General features: G+C 59.1%; 16 protein-coding genes. 4 read left to right on the top strand and 12 right to left on the bottom strand.

Features of this window, described 5'->3' with window-relative positions; translation table 11 throughout:
• Window positions 1–3: 3 nt before the first annotated feature.
• Together ACTQXI_RS00625 and ACTQXI_RS00620 are read right to left on the bottom strand one after the other, a co-directional pair.
• A complete protein-coding gene (locus ACTQXI_RS00625; protein WP_441548121.1) occupies window positions 4–2,208 on the bottom strand; it encodes an FtsX-like permease family protein in 2,205 nt (734 codons plus the stop codon).
• Complete coding sequence (locus tag ACTQXI_RS00620; RefSeq protein ID WP_441048682.1) at window positions 2,198–2,983, bottom strand: ABC transporter ATP-binding protein; 786 nt, start codon at window positions 2,981–2,983, stop codon at window positions 2,198–2,200. Before ACTQXI_RS00620 ends, ACTQXI_RS00625 begins: the two co-directional genes overlap by 11 nt.
• 262 nt (window positions 2,984–3,245) lie before the next feature.
• Here ACTQXI_RS00620 and vsr point away from each other — a divergent pair, with 262 nt between their 5' ends.
• A complete protein-coding gene (gene vsr / locus ACTQXI_RS00615; protein WP_441048683.1) occupies window positions 3,246–4,235 on the top strand; it encodes a DNA mismatch endonuclease Vsr in 990 nt (329 codons plus the stop codon).
• Between the two features lie 696 nt (window positions 4,236–4,931).
• On the opposite strand, the gene ACTQXI_RS00610 is transcribed toward vsr, so the two are convergent.
• Complete coding sequence (locus tag ACTQXI_RS00610; RefSeq protein ID WP_022095149.1) at window positions 4,932–5,789, bottom strand: class II fructose-bisphosphate aldolase; 858 nt, start codon at window positions 5,787–5,789, stop codon at window positions 4,932–4,934.
• A 334-nt stretch (window positions 5,790–6,123) separates the two neighbouring features.
• On the opposite strand from ACTQXI_RS00610, the gene ACTQXI_RS00605 reads away from it, so the two are divergent.
• The gene (locus ACTQXI_RS00605) at window positions 6,124–6,927 is read left to right on the top strand and encodes a DeoR/GlpR family DNA-binding transcription regulator (protein ID WP_441048684.1); all 804 of its coding nucleotides are present in this window, start codon (window positions 6,124–6,126) and stop codon (window positions 6,925–6,927) included.
• A gap of 65 nt (window positions 6,928–6,992) precedes the next feature.
• On the opposite strand, the gene ACTQXI_RS00600 is transcribed toward ACTQXI_RS00605, so the two are convergent.
• Together ACTQXI_RS00600 and ACTQXI_RS00595 are read right to left on the bottom strand one after the other, a co-directional pair.
• Entirely contained in the window at window positions 6,993–8,153 is a 1,161-nt protein-coding gene (locus tag ACTQXI_RS00600) for an FprA family A-type flavoprotein (RefSeq protein ID WP_427793971.1), read from the bottom strand.
• A gap of 129 nt (window positions 8,154–8,282) precedes the next feature.
• Window positions 8,283–9,269 carry a LacI family DNA-binding transcriptional regulator gene (locus tag ACTQXI_RS00595; RefSeq protein WP_441048729.1) on the bottom strand — a complete coding sequence of 329 codons (987 nt, stop codon included), beginning with the start codon at window positions 9,267–9,269 and terminating at the stop codon, window positions 8,283–8,285.
• Between the two features lie 383 nt (window positions 9,270–9,652).
• Between ACTQXI_RS00595 and ACTQXI_RS00590 the strand changes: the two genes are divergently transcribed.
• Window positions 9,653–10,858 (top strand): galactokinase, encoded by a 1,206-nt coding sequence (locus ACTQXI_RS00590; RefSeq protein WP_441048685.1) that lies wholly within the window; start codon window positions 9,653–9,655, stop codon window positions 10,856–10,858.
• Window positions 10,849–12,477 (top strand): UDP-glucose--hexose-1-phosphate uridylyltransferase, encoded by a 1,629-nt coding sequence (locus ACTQXI_RS00585; protein WP_441048686.1) that lies wholly within the window; start codon window positions 10,849–10,851, stop codon window positions 12,475–12,477. The genes ACTQXI_RS00590 and ACTQXI_RS00585 overlap by 10 nt, the downstream gene beginning before the upstream one ends.
• Window positions 12,478–12,746: 269 nt before the next feature.
• On the opposite strand, the gene ACTQXI_RS00580 is transcribed toward ACTQXI_RS00585, so the two are convergent.
• The 7 genes from ACTQXI_RS00580 to ACTQXI_RS00550 all read right to left on the bottom strand — a co-directional run bounded on the left by ACTQXI_RS00580 (window position 12,747) and on the right by ACTQXI_RS00550 (window position 19,305).
• Window positions 12,747–13,682 (bottom strand): hexose kinase, encoded by a 936-nt coding sequence (locus ACTQXI_RS00580; protein ID WP_427793974.1) that lies wholly within the window; start codon window positions 13,680–13,682, stop codon window positions 12,747–12,749.
• Between the two features lie 56 nt (window positions 13,683–13,738).
• Window positions 13,739–14,620, bottom strand: coding sequence for an aldose 1-epimerase family protein (locus ACTQXI_RS00575; RefSeq protein WP_427748000.1), 882 nt, complete (start codon window positions 14,618–14,620; stop codon window positions 13,739–13,741).
• 378 nt (window positions 14,621–14,998) lie between these two features.
• Complete coding sequence (lacB, locus tag ACTQXI_RS00570) at window positions 14,999–15,523, bottom strand: galactose-6-phosphate isomerase subunit LacB (RefSeq protein WP_346981957.1); 525 nt, start codon at window positions 15,521–15,523, stop codon at window positions 14,999–15,001.
• Window positions 15,524–15,586: 63 nt separating this feature from the next.
• Window positions 15,587–16,015 (bottom strand): galactose-6-phosphate isomerase subunit LacA, encoded by a 429-nt coding sequence (gene lacA / locus ACTQXI_RS00565; RefSeq protein WP_006234830.1) that lies wholly within the window; start codon window positions 16,013–16,015, stop codon window positions 15,587–15,589.
• A gap of 310 nt (window positions 16,016–16,325) precedes the next feature.
• The gene (locus ACTQXI_RS00560; RefSeq protein WP_441048687.1) at window positions 16,326–17,336 is read right to left on the bottom strand and encodes a hypothetical protein; all 1,011 of its coding nucleotides are present in this window, start codon (window positions 17,334–17,336) and stop codon (window positions 16,326–16,328) included.
• A 411-nt stretch (window positions 17,337–17,747) separates the two neighbouring features.
• A complete protein-coding gene (locus ACTQXI_RS00555; RefSeq protein WP_006234827.1) occupies window positions 17,748–18,086 on the bottom strand; it encodes a PTS lactose/cellobiose transporter subunit IIA in 339 nt (112 codons plus the stop codon).
• A 214-nt stretch (window positions 18,087–18,300) separates the two neighbouring features.
• Entirely contained in the window at window positions 18,301–19,305 is a 1,005-nt protein-coding gene (locus ACTQXI_RS00550; protein ID WP_441048688.1) for a LacI family DNA-binding transcriptional regulator, read from the bottom strand.
• Between the last annotated feature and the right edge of the window lie 252 nt (window positions 19,306–19,557).

The raw sequence follows: 19,557 nt of genomic DNA, 5'->3' as shown, positions 1-19,557 counted from the left end.
AGGTTACTCGCTGTAGCGGGTGGCTATGGCTGCTCGCACCATTCCGGTACTCATAAGGTAGGTCACCAAGAAGTAGCCACCGTATGCTGCCAGGAAGATTGCACAGGTGAGGCCCACGGTGCCGCCGATGCTCATATTTCCGAATATGCTCACCAACTCGATAATCACGTTAAGTGCCACAAAGGAGTGCGCCAAGCCCACCGCCAACGGGAACAGGAAGAACACCGCTTGTTGTGCCATCACCGAATGGCGAATCTGGCGGTCGTCGCAGCCGATCTGTGCCAGCACACGATAGCTGCGGCTGCCGTCGGCCACGTTGGAGAGTTGCTGGATCGATAGAATCGCCGCGCATGCAACAACCAATACAAAGCCGATGTAGATGGCTAGGTAGCTAATAAGACCGTTCATTTGCGCTGCTTGCGTGTACATCTCGGAGCGTGTGATGAAGGCTCCCCAAAACCCCGGCTCCTTGCCGTCAACGAGCAGATTGTCGAGCAGAGTGTATTTAATGCTCTCGTCTGCCTCGGTCGTATCCATCCCCTGTTTGTAGTTAACGAGCAGGCTACTGGAATACGGCTGCAGATTAAGTTGGGACAACAGTTCGTCGGCAACGACGACGGTACCCGGATTACTGCCCATCGCCGAGTTGGCGATGGCCGCCGTATCTTCGTCCGACTTATCAGTTGCGGGTTTGAGCGTATGCCCGCCCAAGGTAAGGGCATGGCCGCCAGCCATATACTTGGTGTACAGGTCGACCAGCTCGCCGCCCATATCACACGTGAGCAGATATTGGTCGCGGCCAATGCTCACCGGCTCCTCGCCCATCATCTGGCGCAGTTTGTTGTACTGGCTCGCCGGCGTCACAAACAGACCCATCGTATCGGCATTGCTACCCCCGAACGCCTTGGGAAGCTTTTCGCCCATGGTCTTGCACATCTCACTTGGAGTCACCGAAGGATCCGAGCCGCCAAGCGGGTAACTCAGATACGAATCGATCTGCACATGCTCACCGGCAACATCGGCGATATTGACCTTCTTGCCGGTCTCGTCGTTGCTGTCCGCCGACTTGCCCTCGCCGTGCCATGCGGGGTACAAATCGACCGTTGTATCGGCCAACGCCATGCGATCGGCCTCATCAGACGGATTGACGTACCCCTTGTAGTAGTCGAACGTATCGGGCGTGTAATAGACATACATCTGAGACACGTCTACAGGGTTATAGCGCTCCAGGTTTTCGTTCATCACATTGGCAATCGACATACCGCACGTCACCGAGGTGATGGCCAAAAACAGGAGCATCGCGATGACGCCCATCGAAAAGCACACCGTGTTGACCTTGGCCGCAAGCTGGCGCACGATAAACATGTTGAGGCCGCGCCAATACACGCCGCGCAGGCTCTGCAGCAGCTTGATAAGCATGCCCGAGAGTCCCCAGAACAGGGCAAAGGTGCCCACGGTAACCATAGCGGTCGTAATGCCAAACTGGTTCATGGCCTCTTGCAGCTTGCTGTCCGTCGCGGTTAGCGGGAACCCATCACGTAGCAGACGGTAATAGGCCACGCCCACAAGCACCACGCCCACGGCAAAGATGGCAATCGCGATCCAGGGGTTGCGTGTCTTGATGCTCTCGTTGCGACGCTCGGCACCCATAAGCTCGATGAGTTTGGTACGACGCACGGCGCGAAGGTTCAGCAGTAGCGTGAGCACAAACATTACGAGCATGCAGGCAAGGGTCAGGTTGAACGCATGCACCGAGAAAAAGAAGCGGAAATTGGCGATCTGTGTCTTAAAGAGCGAGGCCGTAAAGAACGTCATGAGCTGGGAGAGTCCCACACCCAGCACAATGCCGGCGACAAAGGCCACAACCGATACTATCACGGTCTCGAGCGCCATGATCGTGGCGACGCGCCCACGCCCCATGCCGAGTACCTGGTACAGGCCAAACTCCTTCTTGCGGCGTTTCATGATGAAGTTATTGGCATACACCATCAAAAAGGCCATGACACCGGCCAAAAAGTACGTCAGGTAGCCGAGCATGCTGCCCATAACCTGCGCCAAGCCCTCTTCATCGATTCCGGCGATGTCGACCTGCATCGAGATGGTGTTAAAGGCATAGAAGACCGTGACGCCCAGGGTGAGCGTCAAAAGGTAGACGAGGTAGTCGCGGCCGGCGCGGCGGACGTTGCCCCAAGCGAGTTTACAGAGCATCGGAGCCCTCACCGCCCATCATGGCAACGACCTCCATAATGCGGTCGAAGAACTCGCGGCGGTCGGTGTCTCCGCGGCGCAGCTCGGTGAAGATCTTGCCGTCGCGAATAAACAGCACACGGCTCGTGTAGCTGGCGGCAAAGCTGTCGTGCGTGACCATGAGCACGGTGGCGCGCAGGCGGCGGTTAAGGGCCTCCAGGCTCTCGAGCAGCAGGCGAGCGCTCTTGGAATCGAGGGCGCCGGTGGGCTCGTCGGCCATGATCATGGTGGGGTCGGTGACGAGCGCGCGAGCCGCGGCAACGCGCTGCTGCTGACCGCCGGACATCTGGTAGGGATACTTGTCGAGCACCTGACTGATGGACAGGCGCGCTGCCACATCCTGCACGCGGGTCGAGATCTCTGCCGAGTTTGTGCGGGCGATGGTGAGCGGCAGGGCGATGTTCTCGCGTGCCGTGAGCGTATCGAGCAGGTTGGAGTCCTGGAAGATAAAGCCAAGCTCCTCGCGGCGGAACTGCGAAAGCTTAGCCTGCTTCATGCGCGTCACGTCCTGGCCGTTGATGCGGATCGCGCCGCTTGTGGCACTATCGATGGTCGACACGCAGTTGAGCAACGTCGACTTACCCGAGCCCGAAGCGCCCATGATGCCAACGAATTCGCCGCGGTTGACGGTAAAGCTGACGTCGTTGAGCGCGCGGGTCACGTTGCCCAGCACTCCGTATACCTTTTCGAGATGCACGACTTCCAGTACCGGGGTCGCCATGTGCGTGGTTTGCATACCGAGTCCTTTCTTGCGATTAGTCTACGGCATCTATAGTCGCAAGAAGCCGAGTCGGCTACCATCGATATCGCTTACGCTTGCCTTACCGTTGCGTAAGGTAGGGGTAGTCTTTTTGGGACGGGGCTTTTTTAGCTACCCTATCCGTAGCCTTCGAAGCATGAGGCCGCATTTGACATAGGGTAGCTAAAAAAGCCCCGTCCCAAAAAGACTACCCAAATGAGCTGCCTTGTCATGTGTTGATGTTAAGGGAGGACTCCTGTTGAAGACTGTTCATGTTGCCGCTGGGATCATTCGCAAGGAAGGATCCGATGAGCTGCTTGCCGTGCAGCGCGGCTACGGCGACATGCGGGGACTTTGGGAGTTCCCCGGTGGCAAGCTCATGCGCGGCGAGACGCCCGAGGACGCCGTACGCCGCGAGCTCATGGAAGAGCTGCAGGTCAAAGTCACCAACCTGCGCGATTTCTATACCGTTGAGTACGACTACCCCGATTTTCATCTCTCCATGGAGTGCTACTACTGCTCGCTGGCTAAAGAATCCGATGAGCCCCAGAAGCACGACCGCCAGCTCGATATCCGCTGGATTCCGCGCACCTCGCTTGCCACCGTTGAGTGGATGCCCGCCGACAAAGGGCTTATCGATGCTCTGATTGAGTTGAAGGAAGATCGGCTTGAGGCCAACGGCGCCGCCGATGACGCCACGCCCAACACGGCCGACAAACCCGCCACCAAACCCAAGCGCGCACCTAAGCGCCGCAGCAAAAAGCGTCCCAAACCAGGTCTGCTCGACGGCATCGATACCTCGGACCTCTCCGCTGACGAGCGCGAACTGGTGCGCCGTCGCGCCGCTATAAAAAAGTCCATGAAGGGCAACAAGCGCGCCAACACCAAACCCGAGCTGCTCGTTCGCCAGCGCCTGCGGGCAGCGGGCCTTACGGGATACCGTCTGGAATGGAAGGTACCCGGCAAGCCCGACATCGCCTTTCCCGGGCGCAAGATCGCCATTTTCGTCAACGGCTGCTTTTGGCATCGCTGCCCTAAGTGCAATCCGAGCCAGCCCAAGCGCAATGTTGAGTTTTGGGAGGCAAAGTTTCGCCGCAACGTCGAGCGCGACCGAGCCGCCATCGACGCGCTTACCCAAATGGGCTGGACGCCCATCACCGTCTGGGAATGTGAGCTCAAGAAAGACCGCATCGACGCCACCATGGAAAAGGTCATCGAACAGGTACGCGCCGCCGCACCGCAGCGCTAACAGCGATCAGTCACACGCTCCGCACGTCCGCGCCACATCCGAGCCGCAAACCTTAGAAAGCCCTTAAGCTCAAAACCTTTCAAGAGTGTTATTCGATACCTTTGACCTGCGGTTTCATTGTTATATCAAACCTGATTAAGCCTTTCTTTAGCGCTTCTTTGCAGCAGCCGCGGCATAATACTGCCAACGCACGAGACCTAGCAGCACACCCCGTGCGCAACCTTTTGGTGAACATCGAGGAGGCCGCATAAGCATGCATTCTTCCAATGACGCAGCACAGCAGCCATCCCTAAAACATGCAGGCTTTTTCTCCTTCCCCCCGACACAGAGAAACGGCCTCCTCGACTCCCCCACCACAAAAGCCAAACGCTCAACCGATCAGAATCTCAACTTGCGAATATCCTTTGATAAGCTCCAAGCATCCCTAAACAAGTCATTCCCCAACCAAACCCGGGCATACTAACCCCCACCAACAAAGCGCCCCCGCGCACCACTATTCCGCCCCAACGCCACAAGGGCGATCGAGCAGGGCCGTCCGGAAACGGAAAAGGGCCTATCTCTCAGAACATTCCGCAGGACGGAGGAAGCCCCGCAGCGCGTGCGCGCAGCGGGGCTTCCGACATGTCCGAGGACGTTCTGAGAGATAGGCCCTTTTCCGTTTCCGGACGGCCCGGTGGGATCAGAGTACCCTTGCTGTTACTCTGCTTTGCCCACAGAGTTGAGGTTGGTCATGCGGATCTTAACCAGCTCGGTGATCTCACGCATGCCCTCCTTGGCCGGCTTCTTGGGATCGAAGCAGGCGGGGTTCTCGGCCATGTAGGCCATGAAGCCCTTGGTGTAGGCCTGACGCAGCTCGGTAGCGTAGTTAACCTTGCAGATGCCGTTCTTCACAGCCTCGGCAACCTGCTCATCGGGCACACCGGAAGTGCCGTGCAGAACCAGCGGCACGTCGACGGCGTCGCGGATGGCCTTGACCACGGACTGCTCGATGTGCGGATCGCTCGTGTACACGCCGTGGCTGGTGCCAACGCCAATGGCCAGCGAGGTGCAGCCGGTGCGCTCGACGAACTCCTTGGCCTCGGCAGGATCGGTGTAGGGGCTCTCGCCCTCAACCGCGGGACCGTCGTCCTCCTTGCCGCCAACCTTGCCGAGCTCGGCCTCGACGGGCACGCCCATGGCGCGGCCAGCGTCAGCGACGGACTTGGTCAGGGCAATGTTGTCCTCAAAGGACTCGTGCGAGCCGTCGATCATGACGGAGGTGTAGCCCGTGCGGAAAGCCTGCATGCAGCGGTCATAGCCATCGCCGTGATCGAGGTGCAGAGCGACGGGCACGGAAGCGCGCTCGGCAGCGGCCTTCACCATGCCGTAGAAGTAGTCCAGACCAGCGGTCTTGATGGTGCCCGGGGTGGTCTGCATGATGACGGGGGACTTGGTCTCCTCGGCAGCGGCCAGAACGGCCATAACAAACTCGAGGTTCTCGACGTTGAACGCGCCGACGGCGTAGTGGCCGGCCTGAGCGTCCTTGAGCATCTTTTCGGTGGTAACAAGTGCCATGAGCGTTTGCTCCTCTCCCTCGCCCGCATCTGGACATCGGGCGTAGTTGTTCACAAGGCGTTTTACCTTGCGTTTTACTGCGCTCATTGTATGAAATTCAGCGGCTTTGCACGTGCGAGATATTGAGTCCATGCAGGCCAATACAGTCGTTTTTGAAAAGTAAACGGAAGGAATCGGAAGCGAGTGGGCGTGTTCGATATTGAATTTTGAGCGTTTAGCATCTTTCTTTTATAGAAAAGATAAGTAATCGAAAGGTGTTTTCTTACTCAAAAAGAAAATGAACGAAAATAGAGTCAACACAATTCCTGCAAATTTAGCCGAGAATGGAGCAAATATGGCCCAAGCTACCAACCGTGCTTTTGCTGACGAGCGCCGTACCGCCATTATGGAAATACTCGAGCATAACGCCTCGGTGCAGGTAGCAGAAATCGCCCAGACCTTTGGCGTGTCCTCCGTCACCGCCCGCGCCGACCTGGACGCGCTCGCCGAAGCAGGCAAGCTGCGTCGCACACATGGTGGTGCCGTATCGCTCCACAAACGCCTGACCGTCTCCACACAAGATCGCCGCATCAATGTCAACGTCGCCGCCAAGCAGGCCATCGCGCAAAGCGCCATCGGGCTCGTTAATGACGGCGACACGCTGCTCGTCGACTCGGGTACCACGGCGCTCGAATTCGTCCGACTCCTCGATCAGCGCGACGGCATCACCGTTATCACGGCCGACATTACCATCGCCGATTATATTGACGAGAGCATGCCCTCGGTCGATGTCGTTATGCTGGGCGGGGCACTGCGCAAAGGTCATCGCTATCTGTACGGCCCACTTACCATGCAGGCGCTCCAAATGGTCCACGCCGACCTTGCCGTCATGTGTCCTGGCGCTTTTGTTCCCGGCTGCGGCTTTACGACCGACTTTCCGCAGATGGCCGAGACCAAAGCGGCTATGGTCGGTGCCGCCCGTCAAAGCGTCGCCCTCATGGACGCCAGTAAGGTCAACGGACGCGGCATGTACCGTTTTGCCGAGCTTGCCGACGTCGACATCATCGTGATGGACAGCGACCCCGACGCCGCCGTCGCCACCTCAATCGCCGAGGCCGCCGACAGCGCACGTCCAGCCCTCATCATCGCCGGCGCTTAAACAAAAACCACCACAAAGGGCCTGTCCCCTTTGTGGTGGTTTTGCCCGTTAAAAGCGAAATATCGCTACTTGGAAAGCTCGTCGGCGAGGGCCTCGATCTGGGCGCGCGATGTGTCGTTGAGCGAGCCCAGGACAGTCACCTTGTTCTGCGCCAGGGTGATGTCCTTCATGCCCTCGAGTTCCTTGGTCATAACCTTGGCAGCGGCGGGCGTCCAGGAACCGGCCTCGACGAGCGCCACGGTGCGGTTCTGGTAGGCATGCTCGGCGAGCGTGTGGATAAAGGTGCTCATGAATGGGAAGATCTCGCCCTGATAGGTGATGGAGGCGAGCACCAGGCGGTCATAGCGGAACGCATCCTCAACGGCCTCGGCCATGTCGTCGCGAGCCAGGTCAAAGACGGAAACCTTCTGGCCGCGAGCCTCGAGCGCTGCGGCGAGCTCCTCGACGGCAGCCTTCAGATGTCCATACACACTCGCATAGGCAATCGTGATGCCCTCGTCCTCGGGCTGATAGCTCGACCAGGTGTTGTAGGTGTCGAGGTAATAGCCCAGATTCTCGGTAAGGACAGGACCGTGGAGCGGGCAGATGATCTGAATATCCAGATCGGCAGCCTTTTTGAGCACGGCCTGCACAAACTTGCCGAACTTACCGACGATGCCAAAGTAGTAGCGGCGAGCCTCGCAAGCCCAGCCCTCGGGATCCTCGATGTCGTTGGCGCCAAACTTGCCAAAGCCGTCGGCGCTAAAGAGCACCTTGTCGGTGGCCTCATAGGAGAAGAGCACCTCGGGCCAGTGAACATTGGGGGCTCCGATAAAGGTCAGGCTGTGGCCGCCCAGGTCGAGCACATCGCCCTCTTTGACAACCATTTTGCGCTCGGGGAAGTCGGTGCCAAAGTAGTTGACCATCATGCGGAAAGCACCCATGCTGGCCACAATCTGCGCCTGGGGATAGCGCTCCATAAAGGCGGCGATACCGGCGGAGTGATCAGGCTCCATATGATGGATGACCAGGTAGTCGGGCGTACGGCCATCGAGCGCGGCCTCGAGGTTGCCGAGCCACTCGTCGACAAAACCACCGTCGACCGAATCGGCGACAGCGATCTTTTCGCCCAAGATAACGTAGCTGTTGTATGCCATACCGTTCTCGGACACATCGTACTGGCCCTCGAACAGGTCAATGTCGTGGTCGTCGACGCCAATGTAGCGGATATCCTTGGTGATCTCCATCAGACAAAGCCTCCTAGATAGACAAAATAACTTGTCTATCATAGCACTTGGCAGCATTCCAACTGTTATCTGCCGGCATCCTTACCGATTGTTATTGAAATACGATAAATCGTCGTTTACCTGCGCAAACTATGAGCGTGGAATCGCCGTGCTATGTCGAATAATGAGCTGGCCGGGAATACGAATAGCAACGGTTTTGCCCGTCGTACCCGCCTCGGGAACCGCGTGCTCAAACACCTCGCGTCCACGCTGATGTAAATCGAAACGAACGGTCGTGAGCTCGTTATGCGCGACAAAGTCGTCGAGCGAATCGTCGACGCCCACCACGCTTACGTCCTCGGGCACGCGCAGGCCGCTATCACGCAGCGCGGCAATCGCGCCATTTGCCATCTGATCGTTTGCCGCATAAATCGCCGTCATGGTGCGATCGTGCTCGGCCAGGTACCTGCCGGCCTCGTAGCCGCTGTTGGCAGACCAGTCGCCCTCGAGCGGCGCCTGCGGCTTAATGTGCTTATGCTCGAGCGCATCCTGCCAGCCGGCGCGACGAAATTGCTCGTCGACCGAGAACGACGGGCCGCCAATATAGCGAATTTGCTCGTGCCCCAGCTCAAACAGATGATCCATAAGCAAGAGCGAGCAGCCGTAATGGTCGGAGTCGACCGTGGTCACCCGCGGGTGCGCGTACATGGTAACAATAACCGTGCCAATGCCCGGCAGCGGATCAAACGTCTCAAAATCGGGCGCCATGCGGCTCATGCCGATGATGATGCCGTCCACCGGCAGCGCAGCCATACGACGCGTGGCCTCGGCAAGCGAAAACTCCTCGGTCTTGGACATCTCGACCAGCGTGATGGCGCAATTATGCTCTCGAGCAGCGCTGGCGATGCCATCGATCATTGAGAGGTTGCCAAACTTGGTGATATCGTTGACGCACAGACCGACCGAATGGTAACGGCCGTCGCGCAGCGAGCGGCCGGCATAACTCGGACGAAAACCGAGCTCTTGCATAGCGGCCTGCACGCGCTGGCGCGTCTGCTCGTTAACGTTGGGCAAGCCGTTGGCGACGCGCGAAACCGTCTGCTGCGAAACACCGGCAGCGCGGGCGACGTCGGCCATGGAGACCGGACGCGTACCTGTATCGTTGGACGAGTGCCTTGCCACAGAATCACCTTCACCCTTGCGAGATCTGAATAGCGTGCATGCCGGCCCGGGCAGAAATATATCCCGCTCCGAGGCCCGCTATCGTCGGACGCATGTTAACGTACTCTACTTTTTCTATCTGTATCTCTTCTGCTTTATAAGTCCATACGGCGGTACCGTTCACGGCTGTAATTCTACCGACTACCAGATTCTCAAAAAGTGACAAGAGATCTGTTATGAGTACGTTAACATAGCCCGTAACGTGCGGCATCGTGAACACTTGGTTCATGCCGCTTCAAGTTGTTAACGTATTCATAGCGACGCAAAACTCACCCGTGCGCGCCAAGGAAAGGACTCCCATGACCACCCCCGACGAAAAGACACTCACCATGCTCACCAAGCTGTTTGAGGAGGAGTTTGGACCCATCGGCGACCGCCAGGTGCTCTACGTGCACGCACCCGGGCGTTCTGAGATCAGCGGCAATCACACCGATCACGAGGGCGGCCATGTTATCGCCGGCTCGCTCGATGTCGCCGTTGACGGTATCGCCGTGGCAACCGACTCCAACAAGATCCGCGTCGCCGACGAGGGCTATCCTACCTTTGAGATCACGCTCGATACGCTAGATGTTCAGGAGTCCGAGAAGGGCACGTCCGCAAGCCTCGTCCGCGGCATGGCCCACGAAATCGCTGCTCTGGGCGTTGAGCCCCAGGGCTTCGACTTCGCCTTCACCTGCTCCGTTCCCTCGGGCGGCGGTCTTTCGAGCTCCGCTGCTGTCGAGGCGGCGTACGGTCGTGCCATGGAGGCGCTCTGGGGCGCACCCGCCATCGAGCCCGTCGCGCTCGCCCAGATGAGCCAGCGCACCGAGAACAACTATTACGGCAAGCCCTGCGGTCTTATGGACCAGGCCGCCGTTTGCTTGGGCGGCCTCGCCTACATGGACTTTGAGGACCAGGCTCAGCCTAAAACCCAGAAGCTCGAACTCAACTTTGAGGATCACGGCTATGCGCTCGTGCTCGTTAAGGTTGGCGCCGACCACGTGGCCGCCACCGACGACTACGCCGCCGTTCCGCGCGAGATGCAGGACGTCGCCGCCGAGTTTGGCAAGACACGCCTGTGCGAGGTAAACGTGGTGGATTTTGACGCCAAGCTCCCTGAGCTACGCGCCAAGCTGGGCGACCGTGCCTGCCTGCGCGCCCTTCACTACTGGTACGAGAACGGCCTGGTCGATAAGCGCTGGGCAGCCCTTAGCGCCGGCGACATCGACCAGTTCCTGTTCCTGACGCGCGAGTCCGGTGCCAGCTCCGCCATGTACCTGCAGAATGTCGTCGCCAAACTGGGCTCCGAGCAACCTTCCATGTATGCCTTGGCGCTGGCCGAGCATGTGCTCGACGGCCGCGGCGCCGTCCGCATCCACGGCGGCGGCTTTGGTGGCACTATCCAGGCCTTCGTGCCACTCGATCTTGTCGACACCTTCATCATCAAGATGAACGGCTGGCTGGGCGAGGGCTCTGCCCGCCACTACGCAATTTCTGACAAGGGGGCTTACGCGGCATGGCTGTAATGACTGATGTGCGCGAGGCCGCGCAGGGCCTGATTGAGTATGCCATCCATCGATCCATGATCGGACAGGATGACCGCATCTGGGCCTACAACACCATTCTCGAGTGCATCGGCGCCACGGGTCCCGCGCTCGACATGGCTTGGGCGATGCAGAACGAGAAGCTCTCGCTCTTGCACCCCGATACGCTCCCCAATTTTGACCTGGAGGGCACGCTTGCCGCGCTTTCCGAGGACGCCGTTGCCAACGGCGCTGCCGAGGACACGGCGTCGGGCCGCGACCGCATCGCCATGCGCATCATGGGCGCGCTCATGCCGAGGCCTTCGGTTGTAAACGAGGAGTTCAACGGACGCATGGGCGTCAACGAGCCCCGCGCCGCGACCGACTGGTTCTATGGTCTGTGCTGTGACGCCGGTTACGTGCGCCGCGCCGCCATCGCGCGCAATATCAAATGGAGCACCCCCACCAACTGGGGCGACCTGGAAATCACCATTAACCTGTCGAAGCCCGAGAAGGACCCGCGCGACATTGCCGCGGCCGGCGCCGCAAAGAACACGGGCGAGAAGTATCCCGCCTGTCAACTGTGCATCGAGAACGAGGGCTACCCTGGACGCTCCGCCGCTGCCGACGGCGGCGCCCATCCCGCTCGCCAGAACCTGCGCGTCATACCCATCCAGCTCGACGGCGAGCGCTGGGGCTTCCAGTACAGCCCGTACGCGTACTTTAACGAGCACTGCATTGCCATGAGCGCCGAGCATCGCCCGATGCACGTCGACCGTAAGGGACTGACCTGCCTGCTCGATTTTGTGGACCTGTTCCCGCACTACTTTATTGGCTCCAACGCCGACCTGCCCATCGTGGGCGGCTCGATTCTGTCGCACGATCACTTCCAGGGCGGCGCGCACGAGTTCCCCATGATGCATGCCGCCGAGGTCTCGCAGTTTAACGTGCCCGGCTTTGACCAGGTCAGCGGCACCGTGTTGCAGTGGCCGCTCTCGGTGCTGAGACTGCGCTCGCACGACCGCGCCCAGCTGCTCGACGCCGCCGAGAAGATTATCCTCGCCTGGCGCGAGTGGACCGATGAGTCTGTGGGCGTCATCGCGCACACAGCCGACGGCGTGGCGCATAACACTGTGACGCCCGTCATCCGCCGCGTCGACTCTCGCGGCAATGCCGGCGGCAAGATCTACGAGGCCTACCTGGCACTTCGCTGCAACATCACAACCGACGAGCATCCGCTGGGCGTATTTCACCCGCATGCCGAGTACCACCATATTAAGAAGGAGAACATCGGCCTGATCGAGGTCATGGGCCTGGCCATTTTGCCGCCGCGCTTGGTTCCCGAGCTCGGCGCTGTCCGCGAGCACTTGCTGGCAGCCAAGGCCGATGTCAGTTACGACCTTGCCGGCGCGCTCGAGGGCGACGACCTTTGCCGCAGCCACGCCGCATGGGCCGAGGACGTCTTTGCCCGCCGCGCCGACGAGCTTACGGCGGATAGCGCCATCGATATCCTGCACGAGGAGGTCGGCATGGTGTTTGGCCACGTGCTCGACAACGCCGGCGTCTTTAAGTGGGACGAAGCCGGTCGCGCCGCCCAGCAGCGCTTTATCAACTCGCTGTAATGATCCCTTGGGGACGGAGGAAAACGGATCATTTCGTCTTCAAGACAACGGCGCCCGCCGGCAACATCGCCGGCGGGCGCCGTTTTTGGTGCAAGGGCAGCTAATTTGGGACGGGGCTATTTTGACTACTTTGCATCTAGAAGTAGTCAAAATAGCCCCGTCCCAAATTAGCTGCCTCTCATGAGAGTGGAAAATCTCCCACTCTAAGCCCGCTTGCGAGCCCAAAATGGGAGATTATCCACTCTCGTTTTGTTCGGTACGCCGTAACTCTAAAGTTCGGTTACCTCTACGCTGTTGTAGACCTCGTCCCAGCGGTCCATGACCAGGTGGCCGGTCTTGGGATCCATAGCGTTGAGCTTGCCGCAGGTATTGGCGGTCTTGAGCACCGTGACGTCGTCGGCACCAGCAGCAATGGCATGCGCAAAACCGGCGATGGTCGAGTCACCGGAACCCGTCGCGTTTACAGCCGCAATCGCGGGCGTCTTGGCGCGGAACGCGCGGCCCTCATGGAAGCCCACCGAGCCGGCAGCGCCCATCGAAACGACGACCCAGGGGATACCGGCAAAACGGTCATCGGCGGCAAGCGCCTCGCGCAGAGCATCGACATCATCGGTCGTAAAGGACGTACCCAGCAGGCCGTTAATCTCGGTCAGGTTGGGCTTTACGAGCTCGGGCTTAGCTTCGGACTCCAGCGCGGCCTCCAGCGATGCACCCGAGGTGTCGAGTAGCACCTTGGCGCCCGCCTCCTCGGCGATCTTGACGAGCTCGGCATAGTAGCCGGCATCGACGCCGCGCGGCAGCGAGCCCGAAAGCGTCACAACGTCCGCCTTCGCTGCAAGCTCGGCGAACTTGGCCGTAAAGGCCTCGAGCTCGGCCGGGGCGATCTGCGGGCCGCTCTCCAAAAGCTCGGTCTGATTACCCTCGTGCAGAATATTCAGGCAAATACGCGTCTCGCCGGCAATGGGTACAAAGTCGTTCTTGACGCCGTCGGCATCCATAAGCTCGGCCATATAGGCACCCATGTGACCGCCAAGCAGGCCAGTCGCGAGCACATCGTCGCCCAACTGCAGCAGCACACGGCTCACGTTGAGGCCCTTACCGCCAGCGGTCTTTTCGGGCGTCACACGGTTAACATCGTCGATGACCAGCTTATCGAGCTGATAGCGCGTATCAATCGACGGGTTCATGGTAACAGTCAGAATCATATTGAACTCCTGTTTCCGGGGCACGACACGCGCGACCCCAAACATACGATAGCTCGTTAAAGGATCTCGATCTCAAAGCCGCGGGTGACGGTCTCCCCCGGCTTGGCCACCAGGCAGCCGCGCTTGTGCTCCAGAATATCGTCCTCGTCGGAGCAGGTGGACAGGCCGCCCCACGGTTCCACGGCCACAAAGTCACCCTCGGGCTTGCTCCACACAATCAGGTACGGCATATCGGGGAACGTCAGGCGCACGCCCTTGTCCTCGGTCTTCTTGGTCAGCGTAACCACGCGGCTCTCGAGCACGTCAAAGATGGTCTCCGCAAAGTCAAAGAGTTCGTGGGTCAGCGGCAGGTCATGGCCAACCATCGGGTTCTTGCTGCGATGCTCAACATCAATCAGGCCCGTCGAGGGAACGGCAGTGCAGAGGTCGGTGGCCTCACGCTGCTCAAAACGAAGCTCGTAGTCGTCATAGGACTCGCCCTCGTCGAGCGGGCACTTAAAGCCGGGGTGACCGCCCACAAAGAACGGCATGTCCTCGGTGCCCTCATTGGTCACCTCGTACGACACGGCAACCTTTTCCGAATCGATCGTGTAACGAGCAACGATCTTAAACGGATACGGGTACTGCTCGAGCAACTCGGCATGGTCGGCAGAGCTTAAGCTCAGCGCAACCATGTTGTCGCTCTGTTCCTCGAGCTTCCACTCCTGCTTGCGCGCAAAGCCGTGGCGGGCGAGCTTTACCTCGCGGCCGCCCATGGTCATTGCGTGGCCGTCACGAAGGCCACCGCAGATCGGGAAGCAAATGGGGGCCTGGCCCGACCAGACTGCCGGATCACCCTGCCACAGGTACTCACGGCCGTTGGCCGCAATAGAAGTGAACGACCCGCCCGCCGTGCTCAGTGCCACGCGGATAGAACCGTTATCAAGAACAAACTCCATAGGAGTCTTCCCTTTCTTACGACAGCCCACCAAGTCAATAGGGCTGATAGAAAACCGGCCCGCGCCCCCTCACAGAAACGCGAGCCGTCAATTGAAAAGCTGCAGAATGCCGGGTACCGCCAAGAGCGAAGCACTCAAGCCAAGTAAGCAAACGTGTTATCGGAGCAGCTTACTGAACCAGAAAGCTTCGCAACAACAGCGGTAACCCCACAGGTGCCCCCAACGTCAGCGAGCGGCGATCAGGTGCCCCAGGTCGCCGCGAAAGAGGAGCGACGCGTACTTCATGTACGCGAGCGACGGTTTGAGTGGCGAGATGGGGTGCCTGGGCGTCGCGCAGCGTCGACCCGTTACGCGGTTTGGCAAAACCGCGTAACCCCACTAGTCGTGGTATTCGCCGCGGTCCCACTTCTCCAGGAACTCGTCAAAGAAGTGTGGGTCAGCCTGAGCCTCGGCGTCGGCCTTATTGCAGGCATCGATCTTGGCGATCAGGGCATCGTGCTCGGGGGTCTTCTCGTAGGGCTCCTCCAGGAAGGCAAGCATGATATCGGCCATCAGGAACTCACCGGTGATCTTGCCGCCAAAGCCCACGATGTTGGCGTTGAGCTCGCGACGGGCATACAGGGCAGAGGTCATGTCGCGAACCAGGGCACAGCGGGCGCCGGGAACCTTGTTGACGGCGTTGGTGATGCCGATGCCGGTGCCGCACAGGGCCACGCCAAAGTCGGCCTTGCCGCTGGCAACAGCCTCGCCCACGGCCTTGCCGTAGATGGGATAGTGCGTACGGGTGTGGCTGTAGGTGCCGCAGTCGAGCACCTGGTAGCCAGCCTGCTCCAGGCGGTCGGCCAGATAGATCTTCTCGTCCGTAACGATATGGTCGCAACCGATTGCGATGGTCTTCTTCATCAGAACGTCCTTTCGTCTGAATTCACAAGTTGAGGTAGAAGTTCGAGTTCTCGGTGGCTCTCGTTAGGCCATCTTGTTGAGCATGTCGACACGGATCTGGTGACGGCCGCCGGCGTACTGTGCACGCAGGAACTCGCGGGCGATCTTCTTGGCGACCTCGGTGCCCACAACGCCCGGGCCCATGGTGACCATGCGCGAGCCGTTGTGCTCGCGGGTCATGTAGGCGGAACGCTCGTCGGAAATGTTAGCGACGACCATGCCCTTGATCTTGACGGCGGCCATATAGGAGCCGACACCGTACTTATCGAATGCGAAGCCCTGGGAATCCTTGTGCTCCAGCAGGTCCTTGGCAACGGCGGTAGCGGAATCGACAAAGTCCGCGGCAGGGGTCTCGGAATAGTCGACGACCTCGTGACCATCGGCGATGAGCATCTCCTTGATGGACTCCTTCATCGACATACCGTCGGCATCGGAAGCGATTACAACCCTCATGACATCCTCCTTGAGAGATACGCAGGTGCGTTGTTTCTGTTTGGAAGTGTTGAATCTCGTTCAGGTCCGGGCATCTGAATGTGCGATTCTTCACTGTTCATGTTTATTTGAACACATTCGAACAGTAACTGCAACAACTTTTTGTTTATCTTTGTTCTTTTTTGAACAAATACCGTTCACGGATGATTGCTGACCGTTTGGACCGGGCGCGGGCGTAGCGACCATGTGTTCAACAAACAAAAGGGCGGCCGAGAACGTGTCTCGGCCGCCCTTCGGCGGTATTCCCCGGTATATACAGCTGTTTTAGCTACTAGGACTGCCCGCCCTTCTTGGCATGCTTGGACGGAGTGCCCAGAAAGCGGCCCGTCAAATAATTCGTCGGCCCGGAAATATCAATCCCCAGCAGTGTGTGCCCCAGCCACAAAAACGCCGCGAGCACCAGCAATGGGATAACGCACGAGGTCACTATCATCACAATGACGCCTTCGATCAGATCGGTCACCTGCTGCACAATCTCATCGGTCATCTGCTTGGCGCCGCTGGTCACCGTCGTGACGAGACCCGAGGCACCGTCGGCAAGCTGTTCAAGCACGTTCTTGGACTCTGCGGACTCGGTCTTTTTCTTGTTTGCTTTGGAGCTATCGCTATCTGCCGCACTCGCAGCGTCAGTCGCCTTTTGCTCGGCCGCCTCGATGCTCACTCGATACGTTTCATCAACCTTCTGCGACACCCATACGCTCGCGGGCACCAACACCATGCTAATTATGGCGACCACCAGCACACGCATTGCCACGCGACGAATGACCGTGCTCGTGCTCCAGCGTCCGTGACTGCCGAGCGACGCTGCAAAGAGCACCAGCGCAAACGGGATCAGGATGCCCAGGCCAACCGACCACAAAATCGTGAGTAAATATTTCTCTAGGTATAGCACGGCAAGCACGATACCAAGATTACCCGAAAGCTGTGCGAGCTGCTCGGCAACCGGCGTTCCCGTATCACCCGGCAGCGCGGTAATGCCCGCAGATAGGGCGACGCACGAGGTCGTGAGCGCCAATACATTGCCCTTCTTTTGATCGATGACCTCGATGGTGGAGTCCCAAGTCTTGGTATCGGCAAAATGCGGGCGCGCCACAAAGCCCGACAGCAGCGCCAGTACCACGAGCGCAACGATAAAGCCAATCTGCAGCTTTTTGTTTGCGCACACGACATCGGACAGGCTGGGCTGCAGCTCGGTCACCGTTGTTTGCTCGGTTATCTGGACAGGACGCCCATGAGCCATCTCGCTCGCGTCTCTCTTTTGAATCGATCCGTTGTCCGGCATTTGGATACCTCCTCATTCCGGCCTGTATTGCGGATGGAAGTATACCCACCCAGCGAAAAACCGAACGGCAAGAGGCGCAACAGACTGCTGCATGGCCTGCCCGCCATGAAATGGGCCCATCTACTACGTTTAACCGCCTATCTCCGACCATGCCCCGTGGCGTAAAAACAAAACCACAGGTAGAACGCTTGCAGTTTTTCATGAAACGCAGGTGTGTTCGGGGGTATCGGGTTAAACGTAGTAGATGCGCCAGTTTCGTGGCGACGCTGCCAACCGATCCCCTGGGGACGGAGGAGAACGGATCATTTTGGGCCGTCAGCCCCTATTTCACCGCAACTTGGAGGAGGACAGAAAAAGCCCTGCTGCGGGTAGCGGCAGGACTTTTGGAAGGGGCTTGGTTGTGAGGGCTCGTTAGGCGAGCTTGGCCTCGAGCTCGGCGATGCGCTTGTAGGCATCGATGGTAAAGCGGGTCTGCTTCTCCAAGATCATAGTGGTCATGAGGGTGTCCTGAGCGTGAGCCATGATGAAGGTCATCTCCATCTCGCCGCCGCCGGCCTCCTGCGAAAGCAGCTTGGTCTGCGTGTCGTGGGCGCCGATAAGTGCATCGCTGGCATCCTTGTGCAGCTGTTCGGCCTTCTCAAAGTCACCCTCGCGAGCAGCATCGAGCGCTGCAAGCAGATCGGTCTGGGCGTCACCTGCGTATGCAACAATCTCGAATCCAACCATCGAGATTTCTTCTTTGGTTGCCATATTGCGTTCCTTTCACATATGAACCAACGGAGAGCATCGCGTCCGGGCATCCGCGCTGCGCTGTGTATGACAGAAACATTAACATTCAAACAATAAAGAACAATACAAAACGTAATTTCGAGCTATGAACGGTCACTTTTAACCCGCGAACGGTTTCCAAACCATTTCGAACAATATCAAACATGATTAACGGAAACCCAAACAGGACCGCGCCCTAACGCAAATCGCGCACCGTATCGCCCTCTACGAGCACGCCGGGGATCAGCATGTGCTCCACGCCAGACGCAACTCCCTCGGCGCCGGCGATCTTGTCGACTGCCCACATGCCGACACGCTTGTTGTCAAAGCGCACGGTGGTCAGGCGACGATCGGGCACGATGTCGCCCAGACTATCATCAACCCCCACCACGCTCACGTCCTCGGGCACACGCCTTCCGCGCGACTCGAGTCCGCGAATGCAGCCGTAGGCCATGGCGTCATTGGAGGCATAGATGGCAGTACAGGTCGGATCGTCCGCCAGAGCCTGGCCTGCGGCATATCCACTCCGCGCCGTCCAGTCGCCACGGATGAGTCGCGGCAGCTCAATACCATGCGCGCGCAATGTCTCGCGCCAGCCCTCCTCGCGCTGCATGCCCGAAAGCGAGCGTTCGGGACACGAGATAAAGTGCACGGTCTTGTGTCCCTGCCCCAGCAAGTACTCGACAACCTGGCGCGAACAATCGAACTGATCGTTATCGACCGTCGAGCACAGCGGGTGCTCCAGCATGGTAACGAGCACCGTCTGCATACCAGGCAGCGGCTCAAAGGTGCCAAAGTCCACCGGCATGCGATTCATGATCACAACCATGCCATCCACCGGCAGTGCGCTCATGCGCGACGATGCGCTCTCGAGGGTATACGGATGTCCATCTACTTTAGTGAGGGTAATGGCGTAGCCGTGCTTATCGGCGGCGGCGGCAAAGCCCTCCATACGGTCGAGGTTGCCGGTACCGGTAATGTTGAACATGGCGACGCCGACGGTCTTAAACTTGCCGCGGCGCAGCGATCGACCGGCAAAATTGGGGCGATACCCCAGCTCGCGCATGGCGGCACGCACGCGCTCCTTGGTCTCGGGGCGCACGCTGGGCGAATCGTGGACGGTGCGCGAGACCGTCTGTTCTGAGACGCCCGCGAGGCGCGCCACATCCTTAACGGAAACCGATTTTTTAACAGCGGCCATAGGTCGATCTTTCTATGTCAACGATGCCATTGGTGGCACCCTACGCAGTCAAATGAAACGTCTTCAAGTATATCTAACGCCTCCCCCACCATACGCTCACCACCCAAAACCTACCGTTCACCGACATTTTTGCTTCCCCGAACGGCTTTTATCGCCCAAATGTTAACGTTGCCATTGTGCAAACACAGAGCCACCGGGCGGCTCAAACGTTTACGCGCAAGAAATCGACGGTCCGCAGGCACAGGGGCCATC

Origin of the sequence: Collinsella sp. LCP19S3_C9 (genome assembly GCF_052121575.1) — a bacterium.
In the GTDB taxonomy this organism is placed as follows: Bacteria; Actinomycetota; Coriobacteriia; order Coriobacteriales; family Coriobacteriaceae; genus Collinsella.
This window is presented reverse-complemented; position numbering and strand designations above follow the sequence as displayed.